Origin of the sequence: Paraburkholderia sp. MM6662-R1 (genome assembly GCF_050436245.1) — a bacterium.
Taxonomy (GTDB): domain Bacteria; phylum Pseudomonadota; class Gammaproteobacteria; order Burkholderiales; family Burkholderiaceae; genus Paraburkholderia; species Paraburkholderia tuberum.
In genome coordinates this window covers 646,827-667,814 of the sequence record NZ_JBNDLV010000001.1, presented here as the reverse complement: position 1 = coordinate 667,814, position 20,988 = coordinate 646,827, and the positions used below count along the sequence as shown (strand labels likewise).

General features: G+C 64.4%; 22 protein-coding genes and 1 pseudogene. 15 read left to right on the top strand and 8 right to left on the bottom strand.

Features of this window, described 5'->3' with window-relative positions; translation table 11 throughout:
• Positions 1-223 precede the first annotated feature (223 nt).
• Complete coding sequence (locus OKW39_RS03090) at positions 224-646, top strand: hypothetical protein (RefSeq protein WP_090804526.1); 423 nt, start codon at positions 224-226, stop codon at positions 644-646.
• Positions 647-738: 92 nt separating this feature from the next.
• Here the strand turns inward: OKW39_RS03090 and OKW39_RS03085 are convergent.
• Both OKW39_RS03085 and nodI read right to left on the bottom strand, forming a co-directional pair.
• A pseudogene (locus tag OKW39_RS03085) lies at positions 739-1,567 on the bottom strand (ABC transporter permease).
• A gap of 19 nt (positions 1,568-1,586) precedes the next feature.
• Positions 1,587-2,501: a nodulation factor ABC transporter ATP-binding protein NodI gene (gene nodI, locus OKW39_RS03080; protein WP_184063813.1), complete on the bottom strand. Its 915-nt coding sequence runs from the start codon at positions 2,499-2,501 to the stop codon at positions 1,587-1,589.
• Positions 2,502-2,920: 419 nt separating this feature from the next.
• On the opposite strand from nodI, the gene OKW39_RS03075 reads away from it, so the two are divergent.
• A complete protein-coding gene (locus OKW39_RS03075; RefSeq protein WP_090804531.1) occupies positions 2,921-3,388 on the top strand; it encodes a universal stress protein in 468 nt (155 codons plus the stop codon).
• 118 nt (positions 3,389-3,506) lie between these two features.
• Here the strand turns inward: OKW39_RS03075 and OKW39_RS03070 are convergent, their stop codons facing one another.
• The 3 genes from OKW39_RS03070 to lexA all read right to left on the bottom strand — a co-directional run bounded on the left by OKW39_RS03070 (position 3,507) and on the right by lexA (position 5,341).
• Complete coding sequence (locus OKW39_RS03070) at positions 3,507-4,124, bottom strand: DUF2939 domain-containing protein (RefSeq protein WP_090804533.1); 618 nt, start codon at positions 4,122-4,124, stop codon at positions 3,507-3,509.
• Positions 4,125-4,243: 119 nt separating this feature from the next.
• Entirely contained in the window at positions 4,244-4,588 is a 345-nt protein-coding gene (locus tag OKW39_RS03065; protein WP_429361361.1) for a hypothetical protein, read from the bottom strand.
• A 102-nt stretch (positions 4,589-4,690) separates the two neighbouring features.
• Positions 4,691-5,341 (bottom strand): transcriptional repressor LexA, encoded by a 651-nt coding sequence (gene lexA, locus OKW39_RS03060; protein WP_026225415.1) that lies wholly within the window; start codon positions 5,339-5,341, stop codon positions 4,691-4,693.
• A 311-nt stretch (positions 5,342-5,652) separates the two neighbouring features.
• Between lexA and OKW39_RS03055 the strand changes: the two genes are divergently transcribed.
• The 6 genes from OKW39_RS03055 to OKW39_RS03030 all read left to right on the top strand — a co-directional run bounded on the left by OKW39_RS03055 (position 5,653) and on the right by OKW39_RS03030 (position 12,089).
• A complete protein-coding gene (locus OKW39_RS03055; RefSeq protein WP_429562010.1) occupies positions 5,653-6,699 on the top strand; it encodes a sulfate ABC transporter substrate-binding protein in 1,047 nt (348 codons plus the stop codon).
• Between the two features lie 160 nt (positions 6,700-6,859).
• On the top strand, positions 6,860-7,756 hold the full coding sequence (gene cysT / locus OKW39_RS03050) for a sulfate ABC transporter permease subunit CysT (RefSeq protein ID WP_429336359.1): 897 nt from the start codon (positions 6,860-6,862) through the stop codon (positions 7,754-7,756).
• Entirely contained in the window at positions 7,753-8,760 is a 1,008-nt protein-coding gene (cysW, locus tag OKW39_RS03045; protein WP_429336360.1) for a sulfate ABC transporter permease subunit CysW, read from the top strand. Before cysT ends, cysW begins: the two co-directional genes overlap by 4 nt.
• Positions 8,761-9,819 (top strand): sulfate/molybdate ABC transporter ATP-binding protein, encoded by a 1,059-nt coding sequence (locus OKW39_RS03040; RefSeq protein ID WP_184064820.1) that lies wholly within the window; start codon positions 8,761-8,763, stop codon positions 9,817-9,819.
• Positions 9,820-9,937: 118 nt separating this feature from the next.
• Entirely contained in the window at positions 9,938-10,864 is a 927-nt protein-coding gene (locus OKW39_RS03035) for a CysB family HTH-type transcriptional regulator (RefSeq protein WP_090804544.1), read from the top strand.
• 178 nt (positions 10,865-11,042) lie between these two features.
• Complete coding sequence (locus OKW39_RS03030; protein ID WP_429406202.1) at positions 11,043-12,089, top strand: asparaginase; 1,047 nt, start codon at positions 11,043-11,045, stop codon at positions 12,087-12,089.
• A gap of 259 nt (positions 12,090-12,348) precedes the next feature.
• Here the strand turns inward: OKW39_RS03030 and OKW39_RS03025 are convergent, their stop codons facing one another.
• The 3 genes from OKW39_RS03025 to gcl all read right to left on the bottom strand — a co-directional run bounded on the left by OKW39_RS03025 (position 12,349) and on the right by gcl (position 16,047).
• Positions 12,349-13,260: a 2-hydroxy-3-oxopropionate reductase gene (locus OKW39_RS03025; RefSeq protein WP_429361353.1), complete on the bottom strand. Its 912-nt coding sequence runs from the start codon at positions 13,258-13,260 to the stop codon at positions 12,349-12,351.
• Positions 13,261-13,332: 72 nt separating this feature from the next.
• Entirely contained in the window at positions 13,333-14,142 is an 810-nt protein-coding gene (gene hyi, locus OKW39_RS03020; protein WP_429336363.1) for a hydroxypyruvate isomerase, read from the bottom strand.
• A 129-nt stretch (positions 14,143-14,271) separates the two neighbouring features.
• Positions 14,272-16,047: a glyoxylate carboligase gene (gene gcl / locus OKW39_RS03015; RefSeq protein ID WP_187613692.1), complete on the bottom strand. Its 1,776-nt coding sequence runs from the start codon at positions 16,045-16,047 to the stop codon at positions 14,272-14,274.
• Positions 16,048-16,219: 172 nt separating this feature from the next.
• On the opposite strand from gcl, the gene OKW39_RS03010 reads away from it, so the two are divergent.
• The 7 genes from OKW39_RS03010 to rplI all read left to right on the top strand — a co-directional run bounded on the left by OKW39_RS03010 (position 16,220) and on the right by rplI (position 20,880).
• The gene (locus tag OKW39_RS03010) at positions 16,220-17,134 is read left to right on the top strand and encodes a substrate binding domain-containing protein (protein ID WP_184029161.1); all 915 of its coding nucleotides are present in this window, start codon (positions 16,220-16,222) and stop codon (positions 17,132-17,134) included.
• Between the two features lie 175 nt (positions 17,135-17,309).
• Complete coding sequence (locus OKW39_RS03005; protein WP_429336364.1) at positions 17,310-18,182, top strand: RNA polymerase sigma factor; 873 nt, start codon at positions 17,310-17,312, stop codon at positions 18,180-18,182.
• A complete protein-coding gene (locus tag OKW39_RS03000; RefSeq protein ID WP_429562009.1) occupies positions 18,172-19,188 on the top strand; it encodes an anti-sigma factor family protein in 1,017 nt (338 codons plus the stop codon). The genes OKW39_RS03005 and OKW39_RS03000 overlap by 11 nt, the downstream gene beginning before the upstream one ends.
• 190 nt (positions 19,189-19,378) lie before the next feature.
• The gene (rpsF, locus tag OKW39_RS02995; protein ID WP_013089311.1) at positions 19,379-19,753 is read left to right on the top strand and encodes a 30S ribosomal protein S6; all 375 of its coding nucleotides are present in this window, start codon (positions 19,379-19,381) and stop codon (positions 19,751-19,753) included.
• A gap of 69 nt (positions 19,754-19,822) precedes the next feature.
• Positions 19,823-20,122, top strand: coding sequence for a primosomal replication protein N (gene priB, locus OKW39_RS02990; protein ID WP_008922420.1), 300 nt, complete (start codon positions 19,823-19,825; stop codon positions 20,120-20,122).
• Between the two features lie 2 nt (positions 20,123-20,124).
• The gene (gene rpsR / locus OKW39_RS02985) at positions 20,125-20,400 is read left to right on the top strand and encodes a 30S ribosomal protein S18 (RefSeq protein WP_013588504.1); all 276 of its coding nucleotides are present in this window, start codon (positions 20,125-20,127) and stop codon (positions 20,398-20,400) included.
• A gap of 27 nt (positions 20,401-20,427) precedes the next feature.
• On the top strand, positions 20,428-20,880 hold the full coding sequence (gene rplI, locus OKW39_RS02980) for a 50S ribosomal protein L9 (RefSeq protein WP_090804561.1): 453 nt from the start codon (positions 20,428-20,430) through the stop codon (positions 20,878-20,880).
• Positions 20,881-20,988 lie beyond the last annotated feature (108 nt).

Genomic DNA, 20,988 nt, shown 5'->3' with positions numbered 1-20,988 from the left:
CCTAAACTGTGGTGGACGGCAAGGACGGCCCTGAGAAAACGACCCTGATGGTGCGCGCCACGATCAGGGCAAACGCGGAACAATGACAGTCGAACCGCGGACCTGCCGCCCAGCCCGCGATGCTGCAATGCACACAAGCGGCAATAGATGGACCCAAATAGAAACGCGGCGCGTCGTCCCGATGGCGCGTTGCCCACGACAGAGCGATAGGACCAACACAGCCATGGCGCAACAGAAAACCAATCCAAAACTCGAGCAGGCTCTCACGCGCGGTGATCTCGCGATCCGTCAGGCGAACTCGGCGCGGGCGACCGCGTTGTTGCGTGCGCTCGCCAAGATGATCGTCGATGCGTCGGCGACCATCGGCGTGGAAGCCTTCACGCTGATTCACGACGGCGACAAGATCTACGATCCCGCCGATGGTCTATGGCCACAGGCGCTGCTGATTTCGCTCGACGGTCCGGTCGAGGACGCCGATCCCGACGAATTGCGCACGGTGCGGCTGATCGCGGATGATCCGGTCACCGTGTTCCGGGTGGAATGGCAGCGCGCCGATGGCAAGATCGGGCGTCACGAGGGCGGCCCGTTCGCGACGGTCGCGTTCATCTCCGACGTCGACATTCCGTGGACCGATGACGAGGACTGAGCGCGCACAACGATAGCAAACACGCCGTGCGACGACCGACGCGGCGTCGTCTTGCGCGGGTGCAGGCGCAACGCGCCGCCCGCGCGTTCGGCTTACTTCATCATGCGACGCCGAAGCAGGATCGCCGACACGATGAAGCCGCCGATCGCATAAGCGGCCCAGCACGCTCACATGGAGCGCCGCGTGCTCCATCGGCCGACCGAGCATCGCCGGGCGCATCAGGTCGACCGCATTGGCGAGCGGCAGTGCGGCAGTCACCGCTTGCGCGGCGCCGGGCAGTTGCGAGATCGGAAAGAACACGCCGGAGAGCAGCAGCATCGGCGTGAGCACGAGCGTCTGATAGAACATGAAAAAGTCGTATGACGGCGCGAGCGCCGTCACGATCATCGCGAGGCTCGCGAACGCGAGACCGGCCAGCACGATGACCGGCAGCGCGAGCAGCATCGACGGAAAACTCGCATAGCCGAGCGCGCCCGCCACCAGCATGATCGCCACACCCGACAACACCGATTTGCTGGCGGCCCACACCACCTCGCCGAGCACGATATCGCCGAGCGTGAGCGGCGTATGCATGATCGCTTCCCACGTGCGCTGCACGTGCATGCGCGAAAAGCCCGAATACATCGACTCGAAGCTCGCCGACATCATCACGCTCGACGGCACCGTGCCCGCCGCGAGGAACGAGATATACGACACGCCGTCGACGTGCCCGACCATCAGCCCGAGCCCGAGGCCGAGACCGAACAGATAGATCATCGGATCGGCGAAGTTGCCGAACATCGACGCGATCGCGAGCTTTTTCCACACCAGGTAATTGCGGCGCCACACCGCGATCCAGTTCGTGGCATTGGCGGGGAAGGCACCGAACGGTTCTTGCGCCGATGGCGTGCCGTCGTGGGTTTCGTAAGTACGTGCGTCCATCAAGTGTCTCGCTATGGATTCAGTCCTGCATTTCGCGACCGGTGAGCCGCAGAAACACATCCTCGAGATTCGCCGGCCGATGCAGATAGCGCAAATCGGCGCGCTGCTTGAGGCGCATATGCACGGGCTGCGCGTCGTTCACGTAACAGAACAGCGTCTCGCCGCTGATCTCGGTGCGCTCGGCGAGCGGCGCGAGTTCGTCGCGCAACGCAAACGGATCGGGGCCGTAGATCTCGATCACGTCGCAGCCGATTTCGGACTCGATCAACTCGCGCGGCGCGCCTTCGGCGATCTTGCGGCCTTCCTCGATCACGCACAGTCGATGACAGAGCCGTTCGGCTTCTTCCATGAAGTGCGTGGTCAGCAGAATGGTCTTGCCGCGCGCGAGCAGCGAGCGCAGCCGCTCCCAGATCAGATGGCGCGCTTGCGGATCGAGACCGGTGGTCGGCTCGTCCATGATCAGCACGTCGGGATCGTTGATCAGCGCGCGCGCGAGCGTGAGGCGCCGCTTCATGCCGCCCGACAGTTCGCTCACGCGCGCGTCCGCCTTGTTCTCGAGGCGAGCGAATTCGAGCAGACCCGGCACCGCCGCGCGACACTGCGCGGCGCTCAGACCGAAGTAGCGACCGAATACGAGCAGATTTTCGCGCACCGTGAAATCGGGATCGAGGTTGTCGAACTGCGGCACCACGCCGACGCGCGAGCGCGCGAGGCGCGCGCGGCCCGGGATCGGCTCGTCGCACAGCCGGATCGCGCCGGCGTCGGGCGCCGCAATGCCGAGCAGCATGCGCAATGTCGTGGTCTTACCGGCGCCGTTGGGGCCGAGCAGCCCGAAGCATTCGCCGGTGTTCACATGAAACGACAATCCGTCGACGACCGTTTTTTCGCCGTAGCTTTTCCTGACCTGATGGAATTCGATGGGGGCGGTGGGCATGGCTCGAGCAAGGCTCCGGAAAAAGACACAACGTACGCGCAAGACACAACATACCTGCGATGCACGCATTGCGCACGCGAAGCCGCTTACTCCAGGTATCGGATCGCTGATGCGAGCGGGTGTCCGGGAACGCGTCATGCGTGGTGTGCGATGCGCTCGTCGGTGTCGATTGGCGCCGCTGATTGGCGGTGGCACGACTGGCACGTCAACCGGCCCGCAGTGTGTCGACGCAGCGTTCGCAAACGAAGTTTTGCATTGCGGCATACGCGTGCAAACGCTGCGTCGGGTCGCCCAACGCTTGTGCAGACTGGATCGGCATGCACCGAGTATGCACTTAGCGTTTTCCATCCCTTGCAAGCCGAATTGCGGCGCACCATGATTGATTCAGACCGCGCTTTCCGCGCGAATGGAGAAAACAGATGGCGAGCTACCAGAAAATCCTGTTGTGCTACGACGGCTCGCGCGAAGGCCGGAAAGCCCTGCGTTGCGGTGCCGATCTGGCGTTGGAACTGAAGGCAGAAACGCATCTGCTGTCGGTCGTCGACATGCGTTCGAGCATCGCGCAGAGCGCGGGCCTGTTGACGGACGTCGCGTGCAGCAGCTTCGAAAAAACGGCCCGCGAGATTCTGCAGGAGGGCGTGAACTGGCTGACCGAGCGAGGCGTGAGCGCGCAAGGGCATTTCGCATTCGGTCATCCGATCGACGAGATCGCCAATCTTGCCAACGAGTTGCAGGTCGACCTCGTGGTGGTGGGTCATCGCTGCCGGACTGGTTTGTCACGGTGGTGGATGGGGGCGGGCAACACGCCGCTGCTCGACCGCGTGTCGTGCAGCATTCTGGTGGCGTGCTCGTCCGCGCAGGAGCAGCAGCAGGCGGCTGCGGCGTAATGGGCTAGTGAGGGACGCGAAGCCGCGCGCCCCGTCATCGAGCCCAGATTTGAATAGACCCTGTCGCGTGGCCGGCCCCGATGGCCAGCCACGCATCCCATCCGGCCAGGCTTCGATCTCACTCGTTCAGATTGATCGCCGCGAGCTTCCACGTGACCAGACCTTCGCGACGAAAGATTGCCGAATAGTTCGCGTTACCTTCGCCACGCCGGTACGTGACGACAAACTCGTTGAGACTGCGATAGCCGGCCGTGCTTTGACGCCCGGGCGGCGGTGCGCTGGCCTGCGTGGTGGTGTCGCCCGCGGCTGGTGCGGCCGGCGCTTCGCCGCCCGCGGCTGGCGGCGCGGACGGTTGCTCGCCCGGCGTGCCACGCGGCGGCATGCCGTTCAGCAGCGCCGCGACGCCGTCGGGTGTCGCATAGGCATCGACGAGCGGGCCGATCAGCGTCACGCCGATCACCGCGCCGATCGTGGCCATCTTGTTGCCGGCATCCGCCTCGAGCCGGCGTGTCAGCATGGCGCCCACCTGTTGCTTCAGGCTATCGCGTAGCGCGGGAAAGTCCACGTACTGATTGACGGTTTGCACGTCACGCGCATCGGCGGCGCGTTTGAGATTGTTCACCGCGAGATACGGTGACGCATAAATAAAGCCCAGCGCGGCAATCACGATCACCACGATCAGCGTGATCAGCAGCGGCCGGGTGGCGCTGCCCTGTATGCGTTTCCGAATTGTCATCGAATGGGACTCCACGTCAGTGATGATCTAACGTCGAGCACGGCGAGGTCGGAACGATCCCATCCCACACGAATCTCTGAACATCCGAAGTGCTTGTTGCATGCGTACTCAGGATTCGCTCAGGCTTCGAACACCGCGCCGTGCACGTTGGCTTCGTCGGCTATGCAGCGATCGATCATACGGCATACGGCGTCGACCGTGCCGACCATGATCAGTCGCGACGGTCCATGATAGACCCGCACCGGCGCGCGACGCGCGGGCTCAACGATGTTCAGCGCCGAATTCAGCGACACGCGCGCGAACGCCGGCAACGACGACGGCAGACCGGAAGCTTCGGCAACCGCGTCGAACAGCGACGGCGTGCGCGCAGCGGGCGCCTCGATTAGCGCGCAGGGCGTGAGCTTGCGCAGATGGCGCAGACGGCCGAACTGGCGAAAGGGCAACAGGCGGGCAAGGCGTTCCATGAGTCTCTCCAGGCGATTCGGCGTAGATGCGGGCATAGATGCAGGCGTAAATGCGGCTTGGGTCGGACAAACCGGCGCAAGCGTTCTGGCGACAGCGACAGATCAGAACTCGCTGGGGCGGATCAGCCCGACCGCGATCCCTTCGAGCGCGAAATCGGCGCTGCCGGTTTCCACGAAGATGTTGTCGTAATCGGGGTTTTCGGCGATCAGTTCGATGCCGTTCGGCCGGCGCTTCAGACGCTTGACCGTCACGTCGTCGCCAAGCCGCGCAATGATGATCTGGCCGTCCTTCGCTTCGGTGCGCTTTTGCACCGCGAGCAGGTCGCCGTCGAGAATGCCCGCGTCGCGCATCGACAGGCCGCGCACCTTCAGCAGGTAGTCGGGCTTGCTCGAGAACAGCGCCGGGTCACACGCGTAGTGCTGCGAGATATGTTCCTGCGCGAGGATCGGGCTACCCGCCGCGACCCGGCCGATCAGCGGCAACGACAACTGCATCAGGCCCGCATGCGGCAGGGTGAACTGATACGGCGCGTCCTCCTGCCCGGACAGCAGGCGGATGCCGCGCGACGCGCCGGCCGCGAGTTCGATCACGCCCTTGCGCGCCAGCGCGCGCAGATGCTCTTCCGCGGAATTGGCCGAGCTGAACCCGAGTTCGGCGGCAATTTCCGCGCGAGTGGGCGGAAAGCCGGTGCGTTCGATCGCGCGGCGGATCAGATCGAAAACCTGCTGCTGTCGTGCGGTGAGTTTTGTCATGGCCACTGTATGTATGAACAGGTAACTGTATTTTTATACAGTATTCCGCGCATTTCAAGCTTTACTTTAAGTTTGGCGCAACGGCCACGCTGGGGCGTCGTTTATCGGCGACATGACGGCATTGTCGGCGTCCCAGCAGCCGGCGCATCTGTCGTTACCACTTTTGAGTATTAAAAAATGAAGAAACATTATTTTTAATAATGAAAGCGCTTCGATAGACTGGCCTCCGGTTGGCGCTCATGTGCACGTGGCCGCGACGCAGAACAACACCAGACGCTCATCAGCGGACCATCACGCGGAGAAAAATTGAAATGAACCATCGGCATATGGGGCTTGCGGCTCGAACCGGAAAACTGATCGCGGCGCTCGCCGTCGGCGCGGCGGGTGCGTTCGGCATGTTGGGCGCAAGCGGCGTCGCGCACGCCGACACCACGCTGTTAAACGTGTCCTACGATCCGACGCGCGAGCTGTATCAGGACATCAATCAGGCATTCGGCAAGGAATGGAAGGCCAGGACCGGCGAAGCCGTCACCTTCAAGCAGTCGCACGGCGGCTCGGGCGCGCAGGCTCGCTCGGTGCTCGACGGACTGCAGGCCGACGTCGTGACGCTTGCGCTCGCCTATGACATCGACGCGCTCGCGAACAAGGGGCTCGTCGACAAGAACTGGCAAAAGCGTCTGCCGGACAACGCATCGCCGTACACGTCGACGATCGTATTTCTGGTGCGCAAGGGCAACCCGAAGCACATCAAGGATTGGGACGATCTGGTGAAACCGGGCGTGTCGATCGTGACGCCGAATCCGAAGACCTCGGGCGGCGCGCGCTGGAACTACCTGGCCGCGTGGGCGTACGCCGAGCATCAACCGGGCGGCAACGACCAGAAGGCCAGGGAGTTCGTCGGCAAGCTGTACAGGAACGCCGGCGTGCTCGATTCGGGCGCGCGCGGCGCGACCACGAGCTTCGTGCAGCGCGGTATCGGCGACGTGCTGATCGCGTGGGAAAACGAGGCGTTCCTGGCGCTGAAGGAGTTTGGTCCGGACAGGTTCGAGATCGTGGTGCCGTCGGTGAGCATTCTGGCCGAGCCGCCGGTCGCGGTGGTCGACAAGGTCGTCGACAAACACGGCACGCGCAAGCTGGCCGAGGCGTATCTGAACTTCCTGTATAGCGAGCAAGGTCAGGAGATCGCCGCGCGCAATTTCTATCGTCCGCGTTCCAGCAAGGTGCCCGCCGATCTGACCGCGAAGTTTCCGAAGCTGAAGCTGTACACGATCGACGATTCGTTCGGCGGTTGGACCAACGCGCAGAAGACTCATTTCGCGGACGGCGGCGTGTTCGATTCGATTTATCAGCCGCAGTAAGAACCACCGCCTGAATCACAGCCAGGGGAAAAAGGGCGCGCCCAATGGGCGCGCTTTCGGCTAACCGGGGTCCGGTGGCCAGCAGTGCGGCAGTACCGCAGTACGGCAGCACGGCAAAACGAACAACCGCGCGAGCATCAACCATGAACGAGTATCCAGCATGACCACGTTGACCTTCCGCAAGCCGAGCGCATTGCCCGGTTTTGGCCTGACACTCGGCATCACGGTGGCTTATCTGAGCCTCGTGGTGCTGATTCCATTGGCGGCGACCTTTCTGAAAACCGCGACGCTCGACTGGGATCAGTTCGTGCGCGCGGTCACGTCGCCGCGTGTGCTCGCGTCGTATCGGCTGACGTTTTTCTCGGCGCTAGGCGGCGCGCTGATCAACGCGGTGTTCGGCTTTCTCGTCGCGTGGGTGCTGGTGCGCTACACGTTTCCGTTCAAGCGTATCGTCGATGCGGTCGTCGATCTGCCGTTCGCGTTGCCCACCTCGGTGGCGGGCATTTCGCTCGCGGCCGTGTATGCGGGCAACGGCTGGATCGGCCAGTTCCTCGCGCCGCTCGGCATCAAGATCGCGTTCACGCCGGCGGGCGTGCTGGTCGCACTGACGTTCATCGGCCTGCCGTTCGTCGTGCGCACGGTGCAACCGGTGCTCGAGGAGTTCGAGCGCGAGCAGGAGGAGGCGGCCGCGTGTCTCGGCGCGTCGCGCTGGCTCACGTTTCGCCGCGTCGTGCTGCCGGCCGTGTTGCCGGCGCTGCTGACCGGCTTCGCGCTCGCCTTTGCGCGCGCGCTCGGCGAATACGGCTCGGTCATCTTCATCGCCGGCAATGTGCCGATGAAGTCGGAGATCACGTCGCTCCTGATCATCACGAAGCTCGAGCAATACGACTATGCGGGCGCGACGGCGCTCGCGGTCGTGATGCTGGTCGTGTCGTTCCTGATGCTGCTGTCGATCAACACGCTGCAGTGGTATCTGCAGCGGCGCACGAGCCGCGGCAAGACGGCATCGGCGCCAGTGGCCACGAGCGTCGCCGCTATTGGTGGAGGTGTGCAATGAGCCGCGTTCCGACCCACCCCGCGAGCGTGGCGCGTCGCCCCGATCCGGTCACCGAGCCGGCGCTCGTGCGCTGGCTGCTGATCGGCCTCGCACTGCTGTTTCTCGCGCTGTTTCTGGCCGTGCCGCTCGCCGCGGTGTTCTACCAGGCGCTGAACAAGGGGCTGCGTTTTTACTTCGAAGCGCTCGCCGATCCGGATGCGCTGTCGGCGATCAAACTGACGCTGCTCACCGCGGCGATCGCAGTGCCGCTGAACCTCGTGTTCGGCCTTGCGGCGTCGTGGTGTATCGCGAAGTTCGAATTCCGCGGCAAGGCGCTGCTGACCACGTTGATCGACCTGCCGTTTTCGGTGTCGCCGGTGATCTCCGGCCTGATCTACGTGCTGATGTTCGGCGCGCAGGGCTGGTTCGGCCCGTGGCTCGAAGATCACAACGTGCAGATCATCTTCGCGGTGCCGGGCATCGTGCTCGCGACGATCTTCGTCACGTTCCCGTTCGTCGCGCGCGAGCTGATTCCGCTGATGCAGGCGCAGGGCAACGACGAGGAAGAAGCCGCGCACGTGCTCGGCGCATCGGGCTGGCAGACGTTCCGTCGCGTCACGCTGCCGAACGTCAAGTGGGGTCTGCTGTACGGCGTGATTCTGTGCAATGCGCGCGCAATGGGCGAGTTCGGCGCGGTGTCGGTCGTGTCGGGCCATATTCGCGGGCAGACCGACACGATGCCGCTGCACGTCGAAATCCTCTACAACGAGTACAACTTCTCGGCCGCGTTCGCCGTGGCCTCGCTGCTCGCGCTGCTGGCGCTGGTCACGCTGGGGCTCAAGCTGCTGGCCGAGCGTCATATGTCGGCGGAACTGTCGGCGGCGCGCGAAGTGCCTGCGTATGCGGGGCCCGTGTCGCCGTCCGGCGCTTCGCAGGCCAATAGCGCGCAGTCCGCTTCGCATTCGTTTTTCGTCAACGCCACGCCTGCGTCGCAGCGACATCCGCTCAAGCAAGGAGAGCTGTAAATGGGTATCACCGTTCGTAACCTGCAAAAGCGCTTCGGCGATTTCGTCGCGCTCGACAACGTGTCGCTCGACTTTCCGCCGGGCGAACTCGTCGCGCTGCTCGGGCCGTCGGGTTGCGGCAAGACGACGTTGCTGCGTGTGATCGCCGGCCTCGAATATGCGGACGGCGGCCGGGTCGAGCTGCAAGGCCAGGATGTCGCGGCGGTCGGCGCGCGTGAGCGCGAGGTGGGTTTCGTGTTCCAGCACTACGCGCTGTTCCGGCATATGACGGTGTTCGAAAACGTCGCGTTCGGGCTGCGCGTGAAGCCGCGCAAGGAACGTCCGTCCGAGAAGGTGATTCGTGAGAAGGTGCATGAGTTGCTGAAGCTCGTGCAGCTCGACTGGCTCGCGCAGCGCTATCCGTCGGAGCTGTCCGGCGGCCAGCGCCAGCGCATCGCGCTCGCACGTGCGTTGGCCGTGGAGCCGAAGGTGCTGTTGCTCGACGAGCCGTTCGGCGCGCTCGACGCGAAGGTGCGCAAGGAACTGCGCAGCTGGTTGCGTCGCCTGCACGACGATCTGCATATTTCGACGATCTTCGTCACGCACGATCAGGAAGAAGCGCTCGAAGTGGCGGACCGCATCGTCGTGCTCAATCGCGGGCATGTCGAGCAGGTCGGCAGCCCACAGGAGGTGTACGACCATCCGCAGACGCCGTTCGTCTACGAGTTTCTCGGCGCGGCGAACCGTCTGCACGGCAGCGTCGATGCGCAAGGCTTCGTCGTCGATGGCGCGGCGCTGCCGGTCGCGATCGCGGCGGGTTTTAGGGGCCCGGCGTTCGCCTATGTGCGGCCGCACGATCTGCAGTTGTATCCGCAGGCGGCGGGGCATCGCGAGGGCATTGTCGTCGACGTGCGGCGCGTGGTGACGCTCGGCGGTTCGGTGCGCGTCGAGCTCGCCGGTCGCGAGGGCAATCTGCTCGAAGCCGAACTCGATCGCGAAACGTGGCGTGATCTGCAACTCGCGGTCGGCGACGGCGTCACCGCGGTGCCGCGCGCGCTGCGGGTGTTTCCGGCGCAGTGAGATGGCGGCGCCGCTGTGCGGCGCTGTGGACAGGAGAGAACGTATCGGCCGTACCGCGTGCTTCGCCTGGCATGTGCGGCTCCAATAACTCAACTCTGGCGGAACCGGAGACACAACGATGAATTTCCAGCAATTGCGCTTCGTGCGCGAAGCCGTGCGGCAGAACATGAACCTGACCGAAGTGGCGAACGTGCTCTACACGTCGCAGTCGGGCGTATCGAAGCAGATCAAGGATCTCGAGGACGAACTCGGGGTCGACATCTTCATCCGCCGCGGCAAGCGTCTGACCGGGCTCACCGAACCGGGCAAGGCCGTGCATCAGTTGATCGAGCGGATGCTGCTCGATGCGGAGAATCTGCGCCGCGTCGCGCGTCAGTACGCGGATCAGGACAGCGGCCACCTCGTCGTCGCGACCACCCACACGCAGGCACGCTACGCATTGCCGAAGGTGATTCGGCAGTTCACGTCGGTGTTCCCGAAAGTGCATCTGGCGCTGCGCCAGGGCAGCCCGCAGCAGATCGCGCAGATGATCATCAACGGCGAGGCGGATATCGGCATCTCGACCGAGGCGCTCGACCGTTTTCCCGACATCGTCACGTTCCCGTGCTATTCGTGGCATCACGTCGTGGTGGTGCCGAAGGATCATCCGCTCGTCGGCCGAGCGAATCTGACGCTCGACGAGATCGCCGAATTCCCGATCGTCACCTACGACCAGGACTTCACCGGCCGCTCGCATATCGATCAGGCGTTCGCGAAAGCGGGTGCGTTGCCCGACGTCGTGCTGACCGCGATCGACGCCGACGTGATCAAGACCTACGTCGAACTCGGCATGGGCATCGGCGTGGTCGCGGCAATGGCCTACGACCCGAAGCGCGACAGCGAACTCGTCGCGCTCGACACGCAGCATCTGTTCGAGGCGAGCACGACGCGTGTCGGCTTGCGCAAGGGCGCGTTCCTGCGCGCGTACGCCTATCGGTTGATCGAGATGTTCGCGCCGCAGTTGAGCGAGGCAGACATCGCGGCGCAGTTGCGCGAGGCGGCTTAGGGCTGCGAGCAGCTTAGGGTGGGACTTGCACCCGTCGTCAATACTTGTGGTGATGAGTGCAGTTGGGCACCGCATGAGATTTAAGCCCGCTCGCGCGTTGCGCACGCTCGCGCAAGCCGAACCCGCGTCCGGTCTTCCACGCATGGCGACGCGAAGCGCATCGCTTACAATCGCCGCCATGAATACCTCGACTTCTCCCTCTCTCCCGATTCCCCCCGGCCATAGCACCGCGCCGACGCTGCCGCGCATCGCGGTGCTCGCGACCGGCGGCACGATCGCCGGCGCGGCCCCGGATGCGGCCAATACGTCGGGCTATCAGGCGGGCGTCGTCGGCGTCGATCAACTGCTCGCGGCGGTGCCGGCGTTGTCTACGGTCGCGCGAATCGCGCCCGAGCAGATCGCCAGCGTCGACAGCAAGGACATGTCGCTGCCGCTGTGGACCACACTCGCACAACGCATCAACACGCTGCTCGCGACGGACGACGTAGACGGCGTGGTGGTCACGCACGGCACCGATACACTCGAGGAAACCGCCTACCTGCTGCATCTGACCGTCAAGTCGGACAAGCCGGTCGTGCTGACTGCGGCGATGCGCCCAGCGTCGGCGCTCTCCGCCGACGGTCCGCTGAACCTGCTAAATGCGGTGACGGTCGCCGCGCACGCGGCGGCACGCGGGCAGGGCGTGCTGGTTGCGTTCAACAACCGGATTCACAGCGCGCGCGACGTCGTGAAAACGAGCACCTATGCGGTCGATGCGTTCCAGTCGCCCGAAATCGGCGCGCTCGGCTGGGTGCAGGATGGCCGCGTCGAGTTCCAGCGCGGCGTGGTGCGCGCGCATACGGTCGCGAGCGAATTCGCAATCGATGCGGCGTGGCCGCAGGTGGAGATCGTCACGAGCTATGCGGGCGTGTCGCGGATCGCCATCGATGCGCTGGTGGCCGCGGATGTGCGCGGCATCGTCGTGGCGGGAACGGGCAATGGCTCGATCCACCAGTCGTTGCAACAGGCACTGGCGGATGCCGCGTTGCGCGGCGTGGCGGTGGTGCGCTCGTCGCGCGTGGGTTCGGGGCATGTGATGCGCAACGGCGCGGCGGCCGACGATGCGCTCGGTTTCGTCAGCGCGGGTTCGCTGAATCCGTACAAGGCGAGGGTGCTGCTGATGCTGGCGCTGGCCGCGGGCCACACTGCGCCGGCGGCGTTGCAGAAGGTGTTCGATACGTATTGATTGGCGAATCCGACAGCCGGACACCCGACGACGACGTCTGACCGACCAAGGCTTCCCCGTCACCGACGGGTGCCGCTGCGGACCCCACTTGCCGCTCTCAGCCCAGAGCGGCGCGATTTGCCCGTTACGCCGCGCCGGCAACCCAAGCTGCCGTGCAACGAACGGGCGCCCCACCTGTGTTCACCGTGAGCTCGCCGATGCCGAAGCGGCAACCGGCGGAATCAACGGCGAGCTGAACTGAAGAGGAAGCACGAAGACTTCAAGCCGCCTTCGCTTCCTCGCTATCCGGCGCCTGCGCGACCTCATGATTCGCCATGATTTCGAGCGCGCGCACCATCGCCGAGTGATCCCACGCCTTGCCGCCGTTCGCGGCGCAGACGCTGAACAGTTGCTGCGCGCTCGCGGTATGCGGCAGCGCGATGCCGAGCTTACGCGCGCCATCGAGCGCGAGATTCAAGTCCTTCTGATGCAACTCGATCCGGAAACCCGGATTGAACCTGCGCTTCGTCATGCGCTCGCCATGCACTTCGAGAATCCGCGACGACGCGAAGCCGCCCATCAGCGCGCGCCGCACGCGCTCTGGGTCGGCGCCCGAGCGCGACGCGAACAGCAGCGCTTCCGCGACCGCTTCGATGTTCAGCGCGACGATGATCTGGTTCGCGACCTTGCAGGTCTGACCCGCGCCGTTGTCGCCGATCAGCGAGATGTTCTTGCCCATCAGCTCGAACAACGGCTTGGCCAGCGCAAAGGCTTTCTCGGGACCGCCGACCATGATCGTCAGCGACGCATCCCGCGCGCCGATTTCGCCGCCGGACACCGGCGCATCGAGATAGTCGACGCCGAGCGCGTTGATCTTCTTCGCGAACGCCTGGGTGTCGAGCGGCGAGATCGAGCTCATGTCGATGACGAGCTTGCCTTTGGTGAGGCCAGCGGCGACGCCGTCGTCGGCGAACAGCACGTTGGCGACGTCTGGCGTGTCCGGCACCATGATGATGACGATCTCGGCGGCCTGCGCGACCGCGGTCGAACTGGCGACCACGCTGGTGCTCTTCGCGATGTCGTCCGGTACCGGATACGCGCCGTTCACGAACAGCGAGTGACCGCCCTTGATGAGGTTGCGCGCCATGTGCGCGCCCATGATGCCGAGTCCGATGAAGCCGATCTTTGCCATGTGTGTGAATCTCCAGGTTGATAGGGGCCGTGCGTTGAGGCTTCAGGGTTCCATCAGGAACCCCAAGGCGCCTCAAGCCGCCGCATGCGCCGCGCCACGCGCCTGACCTGCCACGCTTTGCACCCAGCCGAGGCCGGCATCGGTCGTCGTGCGCGGCTTGTATTCGCAACCGACGTAGCCGTCGTAGCCGAGCGAGTCGAGCAGCGCGAACAGATACGGATAGTTGATCTCGCCGGTGCCCGGTTCGTGCCGCCCGGGGTTGTCCGCGAGCTGGACATGCGCGATCTGCGCGAGGTTCTTTTCGATTGTCGCCGCGAGTTCGCCTTCCATCCGCTGCATGTGATAGATGTCGTATTGCAGGAACAGATTGTCCGAGCCGACCTCGCGAATCACGTCGAGTCCATCGCGCGAACGGTTCAGCGCGAAGCCCGGAATGTCGTACGAGTTGCATGGCTCGACGAGCAGCCGGATGCCGGCCTTCTTGAGCTCGCGCGCGGCAAACCGCAGGTTGTCGACGATCGTTGCGCGGGCGGTGTCGGCGTCGACGTTCGCGCCCGGAATGCCAACGAGGCAGTTCAGTTGCGGCACCTTCAACGCGCTTGCGTATTCGATCGCGCGGCCCACGCCTTCCTGAAACTCGGCGACCCGATCGGGCAGGCACGCGATGCCGCGTTCGCCGGCTTCCCAGTTGCCGGCCGGCAGGTTGTGCAGCACCAGCTTGAGGCGGTTCTGTTGCAGACGTTCGCTCAATTCGGCGATCGAATACGGATAGGGAAACAGAAATTCGACGGCATGAAAGCCGGCGTTGGCCGCCGCCGCGAAACGGTCGAGGAACGGCACTTCGTTGAACAGCATCGTCAGGTTCGCTGCGAATTTAGGCATGGTGCTTTTGTCTCTCAGGTCGGTCAGGGAGTGGCGCGCTGGTCGTGATGAGGCGAGGGCGCGGAGCATGAGCTCGGCCCTCGCGCATCGAGCGCGCTGAATGCTGCGAATACCGCGAAGACGCAACGCTCAATCGAGCAGGCTGATCGCCGTCGGCGCGTCCTCGCGCTTTTCCGCGAGTTCCTCGAACTCGTTGATGGCGTCGATCTCGGTGCCCATCGAGATGTTGGTCACGCGTTCGAGAATCACTTCGACGATCACCGGCACGTTGAACTCGGCGAGCATCGACTGCGCTTTTTGCAGCGCCGGCTTCAGCTCTTCCGGCTTGAACACGCGAATCGCCTTGCAGCCGAGACCTTCGGCGACGGCGACGTGATCGACGCCATAGCCGTTCATCTCCGGCGAGTTGATGTTCTCGAAGCCGAGCTGCACGCAGTAGTCCATCTCGAACGCGCGCTGCGCCTGGCGAATCAGCCCGAGGTACGAGTTGTTCACGACGACATGCACGTACGGCAGCTTGAATTGCGCGCCGGCCGCGAGCTCCTCGATCATGAACTGGAAGTCGTAGTCGCCCGACAGCGCGACGATCGGCCGTTGCGGGTCGGCCGCGCGCACGCCGAGCGCCGCCGGAATCGTCCAGCCGAGCGGGCCGGCCTGGCCGCAGTTGATCCAGTTGCGCGCCTTGTACACGTGCAGGAATTGCGCGGCGGCGATCTGCGACAGGCCGATCGTGCTCACGTAGCACGTGTCGCGGCCGAACACCTGGTTCATCTCTTCGTAGACGCGCTGCGGCTTCATCGGCACGTTGTCGAAGTGCGTCTTGCGCAGCATCGTGCGCTTGCGTTGCTGGCAATCGGCAACCCACGCGGCGCGATCCTTCAGCTTGCCCGCGGCCTTCCATTCGCTGGCGACTTCGACGAACAGTTCGAGCGCGGCCTTCGCGTCCGACACGATGCCGAGATCCGGGCCGAACACGCGGCCGATCTGCGTCGGTTCGATATCGACGTGCACGAACTTGCGCCCCTTCGTATAGACATCGACGCTGCCGGTGTGACGGTTGGCCCAGCGGTTGCCGATGCCGAGCACGAAGTCGGACGCGAGCATCGTCGCGTTGCCATAGCGATGCGAGGTCTGCAGACCGACCATGCCGGCCATCAGCGGATGGTCGTCGGGAATCGCGCCCCACGACATCAGCGTCGGGATCACCGGCACGCCGAGCGTTTCGGCGAACTTCACGAGCAGGTCTTCGGCTACGGCGTTCAGCACGCCGCCGCCCGACACGATCAACGGCTTGTCGGCATCGTTGAGCAGCGTCAGCGCGGCTTCGATCTGCTTGCGGGTCGCCTTCGGCTTGTAGACCGGCAGCGGTTCGTAAGTGTCGATGTCGAATTCGATTTCGGCGAGCTGCACGTCGATCGGCAGATCGACCAGCACCGGGCCCGGGCGGCCCGAGCGCATCAGATGGAACGCCTGCTGGAACACACGCGGCACCAGCGCCGGCTCGCGCACGGTCACGGCCCACTTGGTGACGGGCTTGGCGATCGATTCGATATCGACGGCCTGGAAGTCTTCCTTGTACAGACGCGCGCGCGGCGCCTGGCCTGTGATAGCCAGAATAGGAATCGAGTCGGCCTGCGCGGAGTACAAACCGGTGATCATGTCGGTGCCGGCGGGGCCCGAGGTGCCGATGCACACGCCGATGTTGCCCGGCTGCGCGCGGGTGTAGCCCTCGGCCATGTGCGATGCGCCCTCCACATGGCGCGCGAGCACGTGGCTGATGCCGCCGGCTTTGCGCATCGCCGAGTAGAACGGGTTGATCGCGGCGCCCGGCACGCCGAACGCGGTATCGATGCCTTCTTTTTCGAGCACCAGAACGGCGGCGTCGACGGCTCTCATTTTGGCCATGAATGTCTCCTCAAGGTCGGGGAATTACGTCGGTTGAGGGACACTGTAGGCCTGCGCCAAAGGTTTGATAAGATCAGTCCGGGTCGCTTATTCCGAAACAAAAAGTATGGAATGACGTGAAGCCCGGCGCACGGCCGGCATCAGCCCGGCAAGAGAGAGGTGGGAGACGAACATGGACCGCTTCAAACAGATCGAAACCTTCGTGCGGGTCGCCGATGCGGGCAGTCTCGCGGCGGCGGCGCTGGAGGAAGGGGTGTCGCCGGTGATTCTCGGGCGGCGCATCGATGCGCTCGAGAAGCGCCTCGGCGTGAAGCTGATGTATCGCACGACACGGCGGCTCGTCGTCAGCGAGGACGGCGCCGCGTTTCTCGAACGCTGCCGCGGGCTTCTCAGCGAATGGGATCAGGCGGAAAACGAACTGAGCGCGGGGCGCCGCGCGGTGAACGGCCATCTGATCGTGTCGGCGCCCGCCGCGTTCGGGCGTAAGCACGTCGCGCCGCTCGCGCCTGCATTTCTGCGCGACAAACCCGAGTTGCAGATGTCGTTCAATCTGACCGACCGGGTCGTCGATCTGGTGCGCGAGGGCTACGATCTGTCGATCCGCATCGGCGGCGCCGTCGATCCGAACTTCGTCGCGGTGAAGCTCGCGTCGAACCGGCGCGTGGTGTGCGGTACGCCCGACTATTTTCGCCGTCACGGCAAGCCCAAGACGCTCGAGGATCTGCCGGCCCACAACTGTCTCGCGTTCAATCTGCAAGGCGGGCAGAACCGCGGCTGGTATTTCCGCCGCAACGGCAAGCTCGCGACGGTGCGGGTGGGCGGCTCGCTCGACTGCAACGATGGCGAACTGCTGCATCGCTGGGTTTCGGAGGGGCTCGGACTCGGCTGGCGTTCGACGTGGGAAATCCAGCGGCAGCTCGCGCGCGGCGAGCTCGAAACCGTGCTCGACGACTATGCGCTGCCCGATTACGACATTCTTGCGGTCTATCCGCAGCAGCGCTTCGTGCCGGCGCGCGTGCGCTATTTCATCGACTATCTGAAAGACGTGTACGCGAGCGACGACTACTGGAACCGGCCATCGTACTAGCTGGCGAGCGGGGCGCGCAGGCGATCGCGGTCTTTCTTGCGAATGCTCGCCTGAGTCGGGAATAAACTCGGTCGATGGCCAGTTCTGCTGTGAAAGACACGTCAGGAACGACACTACGCGGGACGCGCAACAGCGACCCGCACGACGCAGCCGCCATGCCCTTGGAGGGGCCCACGTGGTCCAGACCGATTCAGACGCCGATGCCGATGCAGCGAAAAGCCGCCGCTTCCAGCAACTGGCGTTGCCGCATCTCGACGCCGCGTACAACCTCGCGCGCTGGCTGTGCGGCAATCCGAACGATGCCGAGGACGTCGTGCAGGAAGCATTCATGCGCGCGTTCCGCTTCTTCGATACGTTTCGCGGCGACTCTGCGCGGCCGTGGCTGCTCGCGATCGTGCGCCGCACCTGGTACACGGAATGGCGCCGGCGCGCGCCGTCGCACGACAGGCTCGAATTCGACGAAACGATGGACGACGCGACCCTCGACGGCTGGAGCGCGGGCGGCGACGATCCGCAGACGCTGCTGATCCGCGACGAGGATGCGCGCCAGGTACACGACGCGTTGGCGCGTTTGCCGGTCGAGTATCGGGAGGTGTTGATCTTGCGCGAGCTCGAGGAGATGGGATATCGGGAGATCGCGGTGGTGGCCGATGTGCCGATCGGTACGGTGATGTCGCGGCTCGCGCGTGGGCGGCGCAAGCTGGCGGAGGTATTGATGGCGCAGCAGCGAGGCGGGGGGGAGTCGGTTGGCGGGGGGCGCAAAGGCGGGCAGGGTGACCGGCGCGGGTCGACGCAAGCGCCGCTGGAGCAGGGGGCGCAGTCCGGGCGAGTCGTGCAGTCGGCGGCAGTCGCGCCCTCGGGGTCGTCCACGCCCTGCGCGGCGTCCGACCGGCCACCGCGAAGTTCCGGCGACGGCCGCGCGGCATCATCGGCGGTCGTGCCCGCCACCGCAACAGTGACGCAACTCCGGGCGTTTGCCGACGGCCGGCCCCTCAACATTCCCGGCGCTGCCGCCGACCCCGCTCAGGAGACGCCGGATGGACTGTAACGAAGCTCGGCCGCTCCTCGAGGCGAATGCCGATCACGAACTGCCGGCACCCGATGCGCGCCGGGTCCAGCAGCATATCGAGAGCTGCGACGACTGCCGGCGCGCGAGCGACAACCTGCGCGCGCTGAGCGGCGCGCTGCGCGCGGGGCCGTATCATCGGGCGCCGCAGTCGTTGCGGGCGCGGATCGTGGCGGGCTTGCCCGGCGCGGTCGAGGGAGGAACTGCGGGGTTGGCCACGACGGCGGCGCCTGAAGATGCGGAGGAGGAGTCTACCGGCAGCGCTAGCGCCGGGATGACCGACATGGCGACGTACGAACCTCAGCGTCAGCGTCGTTGGGCGCGGCGGCCCGCGTGGCTCGACCGGTGGCTCAGTGGCTTCAGCGGTCCGGGTCGCTCGGGCGATTCACGCGGCCGGCTAATCGGCGTCAACGGACCGCATGCCGCCGGCGGCGCCAACCGCGTGGTCGCGCGCGGCGGTCTCGCGGTGCTCGTGATTGCGCTGTGTGTGGCCACCGCTGTCCTGACGCTGACGCTGCGCCGTCCCGCCGAATTCACGCCATTCACCGACGAACTCGTCGAAAGCCATGTGCGCGCGCAGGTTTCCGGCCGCGACATCGACGTAATTTCGACCGACCGTCACACGGTCAAGCCATGGTTCAACGGTCGGCTCGACTATTCGCCGCCGGTCGAGGACCTCGCGGCGGCCGGCTTCGCGCTGGAGGGGGGCCGGCTCGACTACCTCGCGCACCAGCGGGTCGCGGTGCTCGTGTACCGCTACGGCAAGCACGTGATCGACGTGTATGTGTTTCCGCAGTCCACGACGCGTGGCATTGACGGCGCGGCGCCGGCATCGCTCGCCCACGACGGCTATTCGATCGCGCACTGGGACGCGGCGGGCATGACCTGGTGGGCGATCTCGGACGCCGCACCCGATGCGCTCAAGGGACTCGAAGCGGCGCTCAGAGCGCGTTTGCAGAGCGGCAGCCAGCGCACGGAAGCGGGTTGAGGGGCAAGGACGGCCCGACTTCCGCGACCCACCACCTAAGCTCTTGAAAATACATCCGATTCCGCAGCCGAATCGGCGGAATTCCTTGCAACCCGTCCCCATTCGGGTTAGACTCTTGGGCTTCTCACTTGCCGCACCGGTTCCGACGCCCGGGCGGCTTCTATCCAAAAGTCAGCACAAGGAGTGTGTAATGCGTCATTACGAAATCGTCTTTATCGTGCATCCCGATCAAAGCGAGCAGGTGCCCGCCATGATCGAGCGTTACAAGAGCACGATCACGTCGCACGGTGGTCAGATCCACCGCGTCGAAGACTGGGGCCGTCGCCAACTGGCCTACATGATCGAGAAACTCGCGAAGGCTCACTACGTCTGCATGAACATCGAGTGCGACCAGACCACGCTCGACGAGCTGGAACACGCATTCAAGTTCAACGACGCCGTTCTGCGTCACCTCATCGTCAAGATGAAGAAGGCCGAAACCGGCCCGTCGCCGATGATGAAGGAAGTGCAGCGCGAAGAAGCCAAGAAGTCGGCAGCAGCTCAGCCGACCGAAGCGCAGGCTTAAGACTCATTATTTAAGCTGCCAGACACGCAGCGTCGCTCCGCTCACGTACACGAAGACATAGACAGGTACATGAACCGGCTGCAACTTACGGCGAGCGTCGTCGAACGCGAACCGGTGCGGTACACCCCCGCCGGCGTTCCGATTGCCAGCTGCACGTTGCACCACCGCACGGAAGTCGTCGAGGCGGGCATTGCCCGTCAGGTCGAACTGACCATGCAGGCGGTCGCCGCGGGCGAAGCGAGCGGTAAGCTCGAAAACTGTCAGATGGGCGTCGAAACGCTCTTCACAGGTTTTCTGGCTAAAAAGCACCGTAACGCGCGAACTCTGGTATTTCACATCACAGCATTGCAGGACATTGGAAAGGACTAATCATGCCCCGCCCGACTGGTAAGAAATTCGACAAGCGTCGTCAGCAACAGAACCCGCTCTTCAAGCGCAAGAAGTTCTGCCGTTTCACGGCTGCTGGCGTCGAGTACATCGACTACAAAGACATCGAAACGCTGAAGGACTTCATCGGCGAGAACGGCAAGATCACGCCGGCACGTCTCACGGGTACCAAGGCGCATTATCAACGCCAGCTGGACACGGCTATCAAGCGCGCACGTTTCCTCGCGCTGGTGCCGTACACCGACCAGCACAAGGCCTAACCCGACGACGCGATAAGGAGCATCCGAATGCAAATCATTCTTCTGGAAAAAGTCGTCAATCTGGGTAACCTCGGCGACATCGTGAAGGTCAAGGACGGTTACGCACGTAACTTCCTGATCCCGAACAAGAAAGCTCGTCGTGCAACGAAGGAAGCCCTCGCTGAATTCGAAGTGCGCCGCGCAGAACTCGAAAAGCACGCCGCTGAAAAGCTGGCAGCCGCTCAGGCTCAAGGCGAAAAGCTGGCAGGCCAGACCGTTCAGATCAAACAGAAGGCTGGCGTCGACGGCCGTCTGTTCGGCTCGGTGACGAACGCTGACATCGCCGAAGCGCTCGGCAAGCAAGGCTTCGCAGTGGAAAAGGCGCAAGTGCGTCTGCCGGAAGGCCCGTTGAAGATGGTTGGCGAGCACCCGGTTCAGGTTTCGCTGCACACCGACGTTCTCGTCGATGTGACGGTGGCCGTGATCGGCGAGCACGTCTAAGCCGACCGCATCAAGCATCAGGCAGGATCAGCCAGCGTATTGCTGGTGAAGAGCAGGGGCCGGGAAACCGGCCCCTGCTTTTTTTGTGCCCGACTATCTCTCGTATAT

Bases quoted from the DNA above. Each gene is read 5' to 3' on its own strand.
- OKW39_RS03090 (WP_090804526.1), top strand. From the start codon at position 224: ATGGCGCAACAGAAAACCAATCCAAAACTCGAGCAGGCTCTCACGCGC.
- nodI (WP_184063813.1), bottom strand. From the start codon at position 2,501: ATGCCCACCGCCCCCATCGAATTCCATCAGGTCAGGAAAAGCTACGGC.
- OKW39_RS03075 (WP_090804531.1), top strand. From the start codon at position 2,921: ATGGCGAGCTACCAGAAAATCCTGTTGTGCTACGACGGCTCGCGCGAA.
- OKW39_RS03070 (WP_090804533.1), bottom strand. From the start codon at position 4,124: ATGACAATTCGGAAACGCATACAGGGCAGCGCCACCCGGCCGCTGCTG.
- OKW39_RS03065 (WP_429361361.1), bottom strand. From the start codon at position 4,588: ATGGAACGCCTTGCCCGCCTGTTGCCCTTTCGCCAGTTCGGCCGTCTG.
- lexA (WP_026225415.1), bottom strand. From the start codon at position 5,341: ATGACAAAACTCACCGCACGACAGCAGCAGGTTTTCGATCTGATCCGC.
- OKW39_RS03055 (WP_429562010.1), top strand. From the start codon at position 5,653: ATGAACCATCGGCATATGGGGCTTGCGGCTCGAACCGGAAAACTGATC.
- cysT (WP_429336359.1), top strand. From the start codon at position 6,860: ATGACCACGTTGACCTTCCGCAAGCCGAGCGCATTGCCCGGTTTTGGC.
- cysW (WP_429336360.1), top strand. From the start codon at position 7,753: ATGAGCCGCGTTCCGACCCACCCCGCGAGCGTGGCGCGTCGCCCCGAT.
- OKW39_RS03040 (WP_184064820.1), top strand. From the start codon at position 8,761: ATGGGTATCACCGTTCGTAACCTGCAAAAGCGCTTCGGCGATTTCGTC.
- OKW39_RS03035 (WP_090804544.1), top strand. From the start codon at position 9,938: ATGAATTTCCAGCAATTGCGCTTCGTGCGCGAAGCCGTGCGGCAGAAC.
- OKW39_RS03030 (WP_429406202.1), top strand. From the start codon at position 11,043: ATGAATACCTCGACTTCTCCCTCTCTCCCGATTCCCCCCGGCCATAGC.
- OKW39_RS03025 (WP_429361353.1), bottom strand. From the start codon at position 13,260: ATGGCAAAGATCGGCTTCATCGGACTCGGCATCATGGGCGCGCACATG.
- hyi (WP_429336363.1), bottom strand. From the start codon at position 14,142: ATGCCTAAATTCGCAGCGAACCTGACGATGCTGTTCAACGAAGTGCCG.
- gcl (WP_187613692.1), bottom strand. From the start codon at position 16,047: ATGGCCAAAATGAGAGCCGTCGACGCCGCCGTTCTGGTGCTCGAAAAA.
- OKW39_RS03010 (WP_184029161.1), top strand. From the start codon at position 16,220: ATGGACCGCTTCAAACAGATCGAAACCTTCGTGCGGGTCGCCGATGCG.
- OKW39_RS03000 (WP_429562009.1), top strand. From the start codon at position 18,172: ATGGACTGTAACGAAGCTCGGCCGCTCCTCGAGGCGAATGCCGATCAC.
- rpsF (WP_013089311.1), top strand. From the start codon at position 19,379: ATGCGTCATTACGAAATCGTCTTTATCGTGCATCCCGATCAAAGCGAG.
- priB (WP_008922420.1), top strand. From the start codon at position 19,823: ATGAACCGGCTGCAACTTACGGCGAGCGTCGTCGAACGCGAACCGGTG.
- rpsR (WP_013588504.1), top strand. From the start codon at position 20,125: ATGCCCCGCCCGACTGGTAAGAAATTCGACAAGCGTCGTCAGCAACAG.
- rplI (WP_090804561.1), top strand. From the start codon at position 20,428: ATGCAAATCATTCTTCTGGAAAAAGTCGTCAATCTGGGTAACCTCGGC.